Raw genomic sequence first — 12,132 nt, 5'->3', positions numbered from 1 at the left:
GTAGGTTTAAAATCGCACTTTCACATTATACTATATTTAACAATAAATGTTAATAAATTACTTTAAAGTAAATGTTATCATGTTTATAAAATAAAAGAAATATATATTTCTAAAAAAACCGACATAAATAGACAAAAATATATTGACATGTAAACGTATTAAATATATTATAATGATATAACATTATAATATGTAAAAAGGAATACTAAATTTATACTAATTGTTTTATTTTAAATTTTTAACAAGGGGGGATAAAATTGAAAAAAATTATTATTGTAAGTCATGGAACTATTGCTAAAGGTATATATGAAGCTGCAACTATGATTTATGGAGAATTAAAAGATGTTGAGTATTTATGTTTAGAAAAGGATATGGGTATTGATACTTTTAAAGAAAAATTAGAAAAAATTATAGAAGAAGTAAAGGAATACAAGCAAATAATTGCAATAGCAGATTTAAAAGGTGGATCACCTTACACAACAACAATAAGCTTGTTATCAGATAAAGGATTACTTGAAAAATCCAAAATAATTTCAGGGTTAAATTTACCTATGATTTTATCTTTACTATTTATGGAAGGGGAGCTATCAGAAGATAATCTGCAAGAAGTTATAAGTCAATCTAAAGATGGTATAAGTAAATTCCAAATAGATCAAAATGAAAATGATGAATTATAAGGATAATTATTAAGGAGGAGTTTGTATGGCAATTAGTTTTATAAGAATAGACGATAGAATAATTCACGGGCAAGTAGTTACAAGATGGGCCATGGAAAAGCCATGTGATGGAATAATTGCAGTTAATGATGCAGCAGCTAACAATCCAGTTTTGAAAACAGCTTTAAAGGCTGCTTCAGGAAAGAAAACATTTATATTCTCTTATGAAAAATTTTTAAGTAAAATGGAACAAGCAGTAAATAGCGATAAAAAATATTTTTTAATAACTAAAGATCCCATTACCATGGCAAAAATTCTTGTGGATAGTAATCTTGAAACAAAAGTAAAAAAAGTAAATGTAGGTCCACAAAGTGCTCGTGAAGGAACAGTAAATATAAATAATAATGCTGATATAACTAATGATGAGGTAGAAGCTTATGAAAAAATTTTTAATAAAGGTTATAGAGTAGATTTTAGACTTGTACCAGATGCAAAGAGTGTTTTATGGAGTGAGGCAAGAAAAAAATTTTATAAATAATTATAATTAAGGAGGAATTTAAATGGAAGTAAATGTTATTCAAGCCTTATTAATTGCTGTTTTAGCTTACTTAGGTTCTCTTTCAGTTCCATGGTTTTTCGGATTAACTGGAGGATGGTATGTACTTAGTAGACCTATAGTTTCTGGATTTTTAATTGGTATTATTTTAGGTGATGTAACTACTGGGATAATTGTAGGGGTAGCAGTTCAGGTTGTTTTTATTGCACTTGTTACTCCAGGAGGACAGATGCCACAAGATTTAAATGCTGCAGCCTATATAGGAGTTGCTCTTGCTATTATGTCAGTTAAAGGGGGCGCAACTGTTGGATCTGCTGTAGCTATAGCAACTGCAGTAGGAGCTGTTGGTACAATATTTCATAACTTTATGATGGTTACAAACTCTTATTGGAATCATAGGGCAATATCTTGTATAGAAAAGGGAGACACAAAAGGATTAGAATTTAATCATTATATAGGCCCACAAATTACAACTTTACTTTTACGTGCAATTCCGACATTCATAGTTGTATATTATGGATCTTCCATAGCTAAAAATATAATAAACTTATTTCCAACCACATCTTTTGTAATGAGAATGCTTACAGCTTTAGGTGGAATGTTACCAGCAGTAGGTGTAGCTATTCTTTTAAGACAAGTAACAAAAAAAGATTACGAATTAATATATTTCCTATTTGGATTTGCTTTAATAGCCTCATTAAAATTAAATATGATATCTCTTGCAATAGTAGGAACGTTCTTTGCACTTTTAAACTTCAAGTATACAGCTAAGCCAACTGCTGTAGCAGCTAATAATAATTCTTTAGTTGAAGATGATGAGGAGGAGTTATAATATGGGAGAAAAAGTTAAAAAATTGGACAAGTCTACCCTAAGAAAAGCTTGGCGTTCATGGTATTTTGGAAATTTAAGTTCTATGTCTTTCGAATGGTTAGAATCTTTTGGATTTGCAGTATCTATGATTCCAGTAATAAAAAAATTGTATGGTGATAATAAAGAAGAAGAAAAAAAGGCATTAAAAAGACATTCAGCTTTTTATAATACAGAACCTCAACTAGGGTCTGTAATAAATGGTATAGTTTGTGGACTGGAAGAAGAAAAAGCAAATGGAAAAGATGTAGATGATGAAGTTATAAATGGAATAAAGATAGGACTTATGGGACCGTTAGCTGGTATTGGAGATGCTATGATTCCTGGTATGTATATACCGCTACTAATTTCTATAGCAATGGGAATTGCCCAAGGTGGAAATGTATTAGGACCGATATTTTATATAGTAACTTATCTTGTTACAGTTACAGCTCTTAGTTATTTTGTTTTCATGAAAGGATACAAATTAGGTACAAAATCTGTTGATCTAATAGTTGGAGAAGCTGCTAGACGTGCTCGTGAATCATTCAATTTATTAGGATCAATAGTAGTAGGTGGAGTTGCAGCATCCTATGTAAATTTAGCTACAACTTTAAAAATTCCAACAGGTGGTAGTTCGGAAATTGATATTATGAAAGTTTTAGATGGGATATTCCCTAAAATACTTCCATTACTTTTAGTAGTATTTTGTTGGTTCTTAATGGCAAAGAAAAAAATGTCACCTCTTAAAGTTATGGGTATACTTGTTATACTTGCAGCCATAGGAGTGGGAACTAAGTTCCTATAGTCCTTATAAATTAAAATAAAAATCTGTTGAGATTAGATATTTTCAATCTCAACAGATTATATAAGGAATGATAATATGGATAAAAAAAGAGAGATTTTAAAGAAATATAAGATGTTTTTAAAGATAAAAAAAAGCTTAATAGTTTTAGGAATATTATCAGTTATAAATTTGAGTGTATATGCAATTTTAGATAGATTAAATAAAAATTTTTCAGTAATTTTTATGGTTTTAACTATAATTTTTGTAAGTTTATTTTTTATATTAACAATATCAATAAATCCTATTAAAAAACACATATTAAGTGTAATAAAGGAGTATGAAAATATATGATTAATGCTAATAGAACAAAAGAGGTAAGGAGTCATATAAGACAAATGATTGATATTTTTATAGTTAAAAATGCTTTGGATGAAAATAACAGTATTTTATATGATGATATAGATTTAAAGATAACAAATAAAGAAAAAAGCTATCTTCTAGAAAATCTTATAAAAGATGATTTTGTAATTGTAAAAGAAGATGATAGTTTTTGGTTTGATAAGACTAAATGGGACAAGGAAGTAAAAGATATTTCAAATAAATATATGTTTATATTAATAGCACCTATAATAATTACTACAATGTTGATATATATTATAGGAAAATTTTTTTAAAATGGAGTGGTGATAATGAATTTTTATCCTGGGTTTGATATAAAACCGACATATAATCCCTTTGGATTTATATATGGGGAGAATGTTTTTGGACCAGAAGTTGAAAATAGAAAGCTTGATGATATAAGAAAAAGTTTGATGAATCCTAATTGTGATGGCCCAGAAATAGTATATTCTATAGCTATGGATGTAGGAGATAAAGAAGATAGAGAAAATATGATTAAAAGAAATTTATTATTTGGAGTAGTTACTTATGCATCAGGAAGATTAGGAAAAGAGCCAGTAAGATCACAAGGGCATATTCATTCAATATCAAATTCTTGTAAAAGTTCTACACCGGAAGTATATGAAATATGGCAAGGAAAAGGGATAATTTATATGCAAGAAAGTGCCAAAAGTAATCCAGGAAGATGTATTGCAGTTTTTGCACAGCCAGGAGATGTTGTTATAGTACCTCCTTATTATGCTCATTACACAGTAAGTATAGATTTACAAATACCGTTAACATTTGGAGCATGGTGTGTTAGAGATTTTGGTTTTGACTATGATGAAATAAGGGAGCATAAAGGGTTAGCATATTTCCCTATATTTAATGAAAAAGGAAATATAGAATGGATTCATAATGATAAATATGAAAAAACTACTTTAACATTAACTAATGCAAGAGAGTATAAAGAATTTTTTATTAATAAAGATATTCCAATTTACACCCAATTTAAAAAAGATAAAGATAAATTTTTATTTGTATCTAATCCACAACTAGTAAAAGAAAAATGGGAAAATTTTAATCCGTAGGAGGTAAGAATATGAAAGTATTAGAACCAAGAGCTTATCATAAAATGCCCAAAGAAGTATTAAGAGGGGAAAAAGTTAAATCGTACAAAAAGTGTTTAAAACAAATCAAAGGTATTTATAAATATGGTAATGAAAGCAATTTAGATCCTAATACTGTAGTTTACGAAGTGTATTCTTATACAGAAGGAGAAAAAGAAAAAGAAGGAAACTTATTTTGGGGACTTACAGTTATGAAGCCAGTTTATATAAATGGAGAATGTAATATGACAAGAGGACATTTTCATGAAGATACTAATTGTGCAGAATTTTATTTTGGACTTCAGGGAGAAGGTTTATTACTTTTAATGAACAAAAAAGGAAAAACTTGGGCAGAAAAAATATATAAAGGATCTATTCATCATATTGATGGTGAAATTGCACACAGAATAGTTAACACTTGTGATGAAGAATTAATGGTAGGGGCTTGTTGGCCTACTACAGCGGGACACAATTATAAGGAAATAGAAGATAGAGATTTTAATTATAGAGTATTTAAAAATGATAGTGAAGTTGAATTCCTAAAAAGATAGAGTAACAAAGGAGGAAATGGCATTATGAATTATAAAAATAGAGTATCAAATTATGATAAGTATCCAGAAGTAAAAGTAAAGGGCTTTGAAGAGAAAGCATGGGAAGGATATGAAACTATAATAAAAGAGATAAAAAATAATATAAGTAAAGACAAGTATATTATAACTTTAGATTGTTATCCAGGTGTAAGAGATGAAGAAGTGCTTAAAGAATTTACTGAAAAATTAAATCCATCATTGATTATAAAAAGTGAAGAAATATTTTACGATGGTAAAAAAATAACAGATTTAATAAGAAAAAACTTAACGGATGATAGAGTTTTTGGGATAATGTATTATGGTGAAATGGAAGATTTTATAGATGAAAAACAATTAAAAAAGACAAAAGAAAAATTGGAATCTATAGAAGAAGGGTTAATTCTTGTTTATGGAGTTGGGGCAAGCAACATTACAAAGGGAGATACTTTAATATATTTAGACTTAGCAAGGTGGGAAATTCAAAAGAGATTTGCTAGAAAAGAGTTAGGAAACTTTAAGTTGGAAAATTTTGAAGAAGATATATTAAGAAGATATAAAAGAGGATTTTTTATAGAGTGGAGAATAGCAGATAGACATAAGAAAAGACTATATGATTGTATAGATTATTTATTAGATACTAATGTGTATGATAATCCTAAAATGGTTACAGGTAATGGTTTTAGAGAAGGGTTAATTGAAACTTCTAAACGTCCTTTTAGAATCGTTCCATATTTTGCACCAGGAGTATGGGGTGGACAATGGATGAAAAAAGTTTGTGATTTAGATAAAAATGAAGAAAATTTTGCATGGTGTTTTGATGGGGTACCAGAAGAAAATAGTTTATATTTAAGATATGGAGATGTAAAAATAGAAGTACCTTCATTGGATGTTGTGTTATATAGACCTAAAGAATTATTAGGGGAAAAAGTATATGCAAGATTTGGAGCAGAATTTCCAATAAGATTTGATTTTCTAGATACAATAGAAGGAGGAAATTTAAGTCTTCAGGTTCACCCAGTGACAGAGTATATTCAAGAAAAATTTGGTGTGCATTATACTCAAGATGAAAGTTACTATATTTTAGATGCAAAAGATGATGCTTGTGTGTATTTAGGTATAAAAGAGGGAGTAAACAAACAAGAAATGTTACAAGATTTAAAAAGTGCAGAAAAAGGAGAAATAATATTTGATGCAGAAAAATATGTAAATAAATTTCCAGCTAAAAAGCATGATCATTTTTTAATACCAGCAGGAACAATACATTGCTCAGGGAAAAATAGTATGGTTTTGGAGATTAGTGCAACACCATATATATTTACTTTTAAGCTCTGGGATTGGGGAAGAGTTGGACTAGATGGTATACCAAGACCTATACATTTGGAACATGGTAAAAATGTTATCCAATGGGATAGAACTACAGAATGGGTGAAAAATAATTTGGTTAATAGAATAGAACTTATAAAAAATAACGAAAAAGTGAGAGAAGAGAAAACTGGATTACATGAACTTGAGTTTATAGAAACAAGAAGATTTTGGTTTGAACAAAAAACTTTATTAAATACTAACAATGTAGTTAATGTATTAAATCTTATAGAAGGAGAAGAAGCAATAGTAGAAAGTCCAGATGAAAGTTTTGAACCATTTATAGTTCATTATGCTGAGACATTTATAATTCCTGCAAGCGTTTCAACTTATACAATAAGACCAACTGAATTAAGTGAAGGGGAAAAAATAGGAATTATAAAAGCATATGTAAGATCTTAATTTTATAGCAAAATTTCTGTTGAGGATTTTAAAGGTTAAAATATTTTTCTTATAATTTAAATTTGAATTTATAAAAATAGAAGTGTCTATAAATAAATGAGTTATATTTAAAGAATTTTGTAGATATATTACTTTTAAATTGTTAAAATGTAAATTGTAAGCTTTCATAATTAAAAGTTAAATTTTGAATTTCATTAACTAAAGCTAAATAGTATTATGTAAATTCTAATATTTTAGCTTAACTTAGATTAAAATACAACTTTAAGATTTTATAAATAAATATGACATAAAAAGAGGTGATATATTGCAATTAGATCATAGTAAAGGAGCATCTCCTTTATATTATCAAATAAAAGACATATTAAAGAAGAGTATAGAAAATGAAGAATACTTAAAAGGTGACACACTACCATCGGAATTAGAACTTCAAGAAATGTTTAATGTTAGTAGAATAACAGTTAGACAAGCTATAAACGACCTTGCTAATGAAGGGTACGTTTCAAGAACTAGGGGGAAAGGAACAACAGTTATATTTAATAAGATAGAAGAGCCGTTAACTAGAATAATGAGTTTTACGGAAGAAATGAGAATTAGGGGATTAGAAGTATCTACGAAATTCGCTAAAATTAATATAGTAGAATCTAATAAAATTATAGCTAAAAATTTAAATATATTAGAGGGTCAAGAAGTTTATAAAATTGAAAGACTAAGGTATGTTAATGGTCAGCCTATGGTGTTTTTTATAACATATTTAAGCAAAAATTTAAACTTACCTTTAGCTGAAGATGAATATACAGGGTCTTTATATGAGCTTTTAGTAAAAACAAATAATATATCAATTTCTAAAGTTAGAGAATATTTTGAAGCTGTGTCTACAGATGAAAGATTAAGTGAATATTTGGAAGTAGAATTAGGATCTCCAGCTTTAAAAAGAACCAGGATATCTTTTGATTCTAATGGTAATAACTTAGAATATTCTGTATGTTATTATAGAGCTGATAAATATAGATATATGGTTGAAATGGAATAATGTTTAATTAATTCTAAATATAAGACCAAACAGGATGCCAAAAAGCAGCTGTTTGGTCTTATTTGAATTATATTTGGTTTTAAAGATCTTATTATAAAATTTAAAAAATAATTATAGTGCAAATATATTTTTGTAAAGAATACATAATTAGTATATTAAAAAATATCTTTATTTTTTATAAATTTAATACCTTTATTAGTTATAAAAACAGTAATTATGGCGGCAATAATAAACATTAATATAGTTGAAGAAAGGCTTAGTGTAATATGAGTTGCGGACATAGTTTTTCCAGCATAACTCCAAGGCAAAAAGAACCATAAATAGGGTATGATTCCTGAACCTATGAAAGATATTATTGTAAATAATATTCCTAATCCTATAGGGATAAAAATATTTGAAAATTTTATGCTTAAATAGTATTGAATTGCCATAGTTGGTATTAAAGAAAAATATGATAATAAAGGCTTATAGATTATATATAAAGGGATTCTAGAATTAGATGATTTAAATATAATACCAAATGTAGTTACAATTAATATAAAAATTAATATATTAATTAGAATTAAAAAACATCCACATAAAAATTTACTTAATACTAAAGAAGTTAAAGTTGATGTCTTATTGTATAAGAAAAGTAATGAAATATGTATAGAAATAAATGATAACGGTAAAGGAATTTCAAAAGAAGATATACCTTATATTTTTGAAAGGTATTATAGAGGTACAAATACTTCTTTTTCAAAGGAAGGGTCAGGATTAGGATTAGCTATAGCAAAACAGATAATAGAGGTGCATGGTGGCAGTATATCATTGGAAAGCAAACTAGGGGTAGGCACTAACATAAAAATATACTTTAGCATCTAAGTGGTAATTTTTAACTTAATAATTTATAATAGAATATAAGGTAAGTTGAAATGCTTAAGGAGTGATGAAATGTCAGAAATACAAACTAAAATATTCGGTCTTTCACAAACAGATGAAAAAGATGGAAGAGAACTTTATGAATTTTTGCTTTTAGATGATGAGAAAATATTATTATCTTATAAATCTATAAGGGATAGATTGATAGTTACAGATAAAAGATTAATAGTTATAGACGTACAAGGACTTAGAGGAAAGAAAAAAGAGTTTATGATAATACCATTATCTAAAATAACTACTTTTTCTTGTGAAAGTGCAGGAACTTTTGATATTGATTCAGAAATGAAAATATGGTGTTCTGGTGTTGGGAAAGTAGAATTTGAATTTGTAAAAGATACAGATATTAAGCCTTTATTAAAAATGATTAGTGTTCACATATTATAAAAATTAAAGATAAGCATAGGATTAATTGGGTTTTATAATTATTTATAAAAGTTAATTATCCTCATGCTTATTTTTTTATAATAATGATTAAATATTATATTGATAGTATATAGTATTTAGGTTTAATCAGAATTAGTATAATTGAAATAAATGGTAAAAGTGGTATAATGATTTTTATGGTTATTAATATAAATTAGAATATAATTGTATAAATATAAAATTAATGTAAATTATCTATTACAATTATATTTTAATAAAATAGTGGAAATATAAAGTGATATAATTATATTAGATTATACTTATAAAGTTAGATAACCCATATATTATCTTTAGTTTACAAGTGTATTTATTTTTTATTTAGAGGGGGAAATAATATGAAGAGTAAAGTTTATTTTGTCAATTTGAGAGCTAGAAATCAAAAACAAAATAAGGTAACAAAAATAAGGAATTTATTCGATAAAGCAGGTTTTAAAAAAGTTTTATCAAAAGGAGATTTAACTGCAATAAAGCTTCATTTTGGTGAACTTGGTAGTGATGGGTATATAAATCCTGTTTTTGTTAGACAAATAGTAGATAAAATAAAAGAAGTACAAGCTAATCCCTTTTTAACAGATACCAATACTTTATATTCAGGAAGTAGATCTAATGCTGTAGATCATTTTAATACAGCTACATTACATGGATTTTCTGATGCAGTTGTAAATGCACCAGTGTTAATTGCTGATGGATTAAAGGGAGAGAATGTAAAGAATGTTGAAATTAATAAAAAGCATTTTAAAAATACAAGAATAGCGGGAGCAATAACTGAAGCAGATAGTATGGTTGTTTTATCCCATTTTAAAGGACATGAAATGGCAGGATTTGGAGGTGCTATTAAAAATTTAGCTATGGGATGTGCAAATCCAGCCGGTAAAAGAGACCAACATTCACCAAGGCCAGCAGTTAACCTAGATAAATGTGTAGGTTGTGGAGGGTGCAAAAAGGTTTGTCCAAGACAAGCAATAACTATGAAAGATAATAAGTCATTTATTAATAAAGATAAATGTATAGGCTGTGGAGAGTGTATGACTGTCTGTCCTGTTAAAGCTATACAACTTGATTGGGTATCAGAACTAAATGAATTTACGGAAAGACTTACAGAATATGCTTACGGGGCTGTTAAAGGAAAAGAAGGAAAAGTTGGATATATGAACTTTGTCATAAATGTTACTCCAGATTGTGATTGTGTTCCATGGAGTGATGCACCTATAGTTCCTGATATAGGAATACTTGCATCTACAGATCCTGTTTCTCTAGATCAAGCTTCTTTAGATTTAGTAAATAAAGCAGTGGCTTTAAATAATACTTTATTAAAAAATAATGAATGTGAGAAACATGATAAACATTGCAGTCATGATAAGTTCAAGGCTATGAGAGAGAATACTTATGGGGAAGTTCAGCTATCTTATGGTGAAAAAATAGGACTTGGAACTAGAGAATATGAATTAGTTGAAATTTAGTATTGTATTAGTTTCTAATAATATTTATTAAGAAACTATTTAAAATATAAAAATGTCTTAAGAAGATTATTTAGGGTTGTTTCATAAGAATTTTACTTTATAAATTTTTGTGAAATATCCTTAAATAATTTTTTTTTTTTATAAAAAACATATTTACAAAAGTAAAATAATATAATATACTATAGGTGGTAATGAAAATCATTATCATTTTCAATTATTCGAAAGAATATTGCCTGTTGATTACATTAAAACTAAGGGAGGATTGTTACATGAAAAAAATAAGTATAATATATTGGAGTGGAACAGGAAATACTGAAAAAATGGCAAATGCTATTTTAGAAGGTGCAAAGATAGATGGAGTAGATGTTTCACTTTTAAATGTTAGCGAAGCTTCAGTAGATGATGTTAAAAATTCAGATATAGTCGTATTAGGTTGCCCTTCTATGGGAGCAGAGCAATTAGAAGAAAGTGAAATGGAGCCTTTTGTACAATCTATTGAATCAGAGGTTAAAGGTAAAAAAGTAGCATTGTTTGGTTCTTTTGGCTGGGGAGATGAACAATGGATGAGAGATTGGGAAGAAAGAATGGAACAAAATGGAGCAAATCTAGTACAAGATCAAGGATTAACAGCTAATAATGAACCAGATGAAGAAGCTTTAAGTAAATGCAAAGACTTAGGAGAATTACTTATAATAGAGTAAATATTAATTTAAGATTATATATAAATATAATTCTATATAAGAACTGATGTTAAACATACATTTTAAAAACAAACCTTTATACAAATTATATGTGTGTATCATCTAGTTTTCAAAACAAATAAATTATAGAATTTAATCTTAACCATACTTAAACTTTTACAAAAGAGTATTCTAAATTTTTAAATTAAATTAATTTTTAGAATATATTATCTAAGTACATATTATTATAAGATATTGTTATATAAATTCCAGGTTATAATGATATGTAAGTTAGATAAATGAGAGGGGAGAAAATATATGAGTAAAGAATTATTAACAAAGTATTTTGATACAATAAGTAACCATAATGATAAAGATTACCTAATTTCCAAGATAATGTTTAGTTCAGCACCAACAATAGCAAATGAAAAAGTATCTTCCCTCCTTACTTTTTTAAAAGATAGTGAAAGAAATTCATATGAGTATTGGGAAAAATATAAGTATGAATTAAAAAAAGAATTTTGCTTAGAATTTTATGAATTAAAAAAAGATGATAATAGGATAGTAGTATTATTTTATAATAAAGATAAATTAGTTCATACATTATCAAAAGAAAATCATATAAAGTTTTTAAAGAGATTTGGATATAAAGAAGATATGAATTTAAAAGAAATGTTAAATGTTCTTAGGACAAGATATGAAAATGTTTGTCCCCATGAGATGGGTATTTTTTTAGGATATCCACTGGAGGATGTTTCAGAATTTATATATAGACCAAATAAAAAATGTTTAATGATTGGATATTGGAAAGTATATCATAATATGGAACAAGCAAAAGAGATCTTTAAAAATTATGACTTAGCAAAAAATAAGATAGTAAATCTTCTTGCAGAAGGAGTAAAACCATATGCTATCATTAATAGTTTATAGATAATTAATTTAGTTAGCTCTC

General features: G+C 27.2%; 15 protein-coding genes. All 15 read left to right on the top strand.

Translation table 11 applies throughout. From position 1 onward, the window contains the following. Positions 1–257: 257 nt before the first annotated feature. The 15 genes from ABDZ71_RS07040 (at position 258) to ABDZ71_RS06970 (ending at position 12,110) form a co-directional block, all read left to right on the top strand. Positions 258–677 (top strand): PTS sugar transporter subunit IIA, encoded by a 420-nt coding sequence (locus tag ABDZ71_RS07040; RefSeq protein WP_343760264.1) that lies wholly within the window; start codon positions 258–260, stop codon positions 675–677. 25 nt (positions 678–702) lie between these two features. Continuing rightward, a complete protein-coding gene (locus tag ABDZ71_RS07035; protein WP_343760262.1) occupies positions 703–1,194 on the top strand; it encodes a PTS sugar transporter subunit IIB in 492 nt (163 codons plus the stop codon). A 22-nt stretch (positions 1,195–1,216) separates the two neighbouring features. Next, positions 1,217–2,044, top strand: a complete 828-nt coding sequence (locus ABDZ71_RS07030) for a PTS mannose/fructose/sorbose/N-acetylgalactosamine transporter subunit IIC (protein WP_343760260.1) — start codon at positions 1,217–1,219, stop codon at positions 2,042–2,044. Position 2,045: 1 nt separating this feature from the next. Continuing rightward, positions 2,046–2,867 carry a PTS system mannose/fructose/sorbose family transporter subunit IID gene (locus tag ABDZ71_RS07025; RefSeq protein WP_343760258.1) on the top strand — a complete coding sequence of 274 codons (822 nt, stop codon included), beginning with the start codon at positions 2,046–2,048 and terminating at the stop codon, positions 2,865–2,867. A gap of 75 nt (positions 2,868–2,942) precedes the next feature. Then, on the top strand, positions 2,943–3,197 hold the full coding sequence (locus ABDZ71_RS07020; RefSeq protein ID WP_343760256.1) for a hypothetical protein: 255 nt from the start codon (positions 2,943–2,945) through the stop codon (positions 3,195–3,197). Beyond that, the gene (locus tag ABDZ71_RS07015) at positions 3,194–3,520 is read left to right on the top strand and encodes a hypothetical protein (RefSeq protein ID WP_343760254.1); all 327 of its coding nucleotides are present in this window, start codon (positions 3,194–3,196) and stop codon (positions 3,518–3,520) included. The genes ABDZ71_RS07020 and ABDZ71_RS07015 overlap by 4 nt, the downstream gene beginning before the upstream one ends. Before the next feature lie 15 nt (positions 3,521–3,535). Further along, positions 3,536–4,315: a glucose-6-phosphate isomerase family protein gene (locus ABDZ71_RS07010; RefSeq protein ID WP_343760252.1), complete on the top strand. Its 780-nt coding sequence runs from the start codon at positions 3,536–3,538 to the stop codon at positions 4,313–4,315. A gap of 11 nt (positions 4,316–4,326) precedes the next feature. Further along, a complete protein-coding gene (locus ABDZ71_RS07005; protein ID WP_343760250.1) occupies positions 4,327–4,884 on the top strand; it encodes a glucose-6-phosphate isomerase family protein in 558 nt (185 codons plus the stop codon). A 24-nt stretch (positions 4,885–4,908) separates the two neighbouring features. Further along, on the top strand, positions 4,909–6,666 hold the full coding sequence (locus tag ABDZ71_RS07000) for a class I mannose-6-phosphate isomerase (protein WP_343760248.1): 1,758 nt from the start codon (positions 4,909–4,911) through the stop codon (positions 6,664–6,666). Positions 6,667–6,970: 304 nt separating this feature from the next. Next, a complete protein-coding gene (locus ABDZ71_RS06995; protein WP_343760246.1) occupies positions 6,971–7,696 on the top strand; it encodes a GntR family transcriptional regulator in 726 nt (241 codons plus the stop codon). Positions 7,697–8,167: 471 nt separating this feature from the next. Then, entirely contained in the window at positions 8,168–8,560 is a 393-nt protein-coding gene (locus ABDZ71_RS06990; RefSeq protein WP_343761081.1) for an ATP-binding protein, read from the top strand. Positions 8,561–8,629: 69 nt separating this feature from the next. Then, positions 8,630–9,001, top strand: a complete 372-nt coding sequence (locus ABDZ71_RS06985; protein ID WP_343760244.1) for a PH domain-containing protein — start codon at positions 8,630–8,632, stop codon at positions 8,999–9,001. Positions 9,002–9,375: 374 nt separating this feature from the next. Continuing rightward, a complete protein-coding gene (locus tag ABDZ71_RS06980; protein ID WP_343760242.1) occupies positions 9,376–10,500 on the top strand; it encodes a DUF362 domain-containing protein in 1,125 nt (374 codons plus the stop codon). Between the two features lie 269 nt (positions 10,501–10,769). Next, a complete protein-coding gene (locus tag ABDZ71_RS06975) occupies positions 10,770–11,201 on the top strand; it encodes a flavodoxin (protein ID WP_343760240.1) in 432 nt (143 codons plus the stop codon). A gap of 297 nt (positions 11,202–11,498) precedes the next feature. Continuing rightward, positions 11,499–12,110: a DUF3793 family protein gene (locus ABDZ71_RS06970; protein WP_343760238.1), complete on the top strand. Its 612-nt coding sequence runs from the start codon at positions 11,499–11,501 to the stop codon at positions 12,108–12,110. The last annotated feature ends 22 nt before the right edge of the window (positions 12,111–12,132 follow it).

It is taken from the genome of Clostridium oceanicum, from assembly GCF_039521385.1.
GTDB lineage: Bacteria > Bacillota > Clostridia > Clostridiales > Clostridiaceae > Clostridium_F > Clostridium_F oceanicum.
Note: the sequence above shows the minus strand (reverse complement) of the source record. Positions and strands in the feature narration are given on the sequence as shown.

Excerpts from the sequence above, each read along its gene's own strand:
- ABDZ71_RS07035 (WP_343760262.1), top strand. The coding sequence starts at position 703 with ATGGCAATTAGTTTTATAAGAATAGACGATAGAATAATTCACGGGCAA.
- ABDZ71_RS07030 (WP_343760260.1), top strand. The coding sequence starts at position 1,217 with ATGGAAGTAAATGTTATTCAAGCCTTATTAATTGCTGTTTTAGCTTAC.
- ABDZ71_RS07025 (WP_343760258.1), top strand. The coding sequence starts at position 2,046 with ATGGGAGAAAAAGTTAAAAAATTGGACAAGTCTACCCTAAGAAAAGCT.
- ABDZ71_RS07020 (WP_343760256.1), top strand. The coding sequence starts at position 2,943 with ATGGATAAAAAAAGAGAGATTTTAAAGAAATATAAGATGTTTTTAAAG.
- ABDZ71_RS07015 (WP_343760254.1), top strand. The coding sequence starts at position 3,194 with ATGATTAATGCTAATAGAACAAAAGAGGTAAGGAGTCATATAAGACAA.
- ABDZ71_RS07010 (WP_343760252.1), top strand. The coding sequence starts at position 3,536 with ATGAATTTTTATCCTGGGTTTGATATAAAACCGACATATAATCCCTTT.
- ABDZ71_RS07005 (WP_343760250.1), top strand. The coding sequence starts at position 4,327 with ATGAAAGTATTAGAACCAAGAGCTTATCATAAAATGCCCAAAGAAGTA.
- ABDZ71_RS07000 (WP_343760248.1), top strand. The coding sequence starts at position 4,909 with ATGAATTATAAAAATAGAGTATCAAATTATGATAAGTATCCAGAAGTA.
- ABDZ71_RS06985 (WP_343760244.1), top strand. The coding sequence starts at position 8,630 with ATGTCAGAAATACAAACTAAAATATTCGGTCTTTCACAAACAGATGAA.
- ABDZ71_RS06980 (WP_343760242.1), top strand. The coding sequence starts at position 9,376 with ATGAAGAGTAAAGTTTATTTTGTCAATTTGAGAGCTAGAAATCAAAAA.
- ABDZ71_RS06975 (WP_343760240.1), top strand. The coding sequence starts at position 10,770 with ATGAAAAAAATAAGTATAATATATTGGAGTGGAACAGGAAATACTGAA.
- ABDZ71_RS06970 (WP_343760238.1), top strand. The coding sequence starts at position 11,499 with ATGAGTAAAGAATTATTAACAAAGTATTTTGATACAATAAGTAACCAT.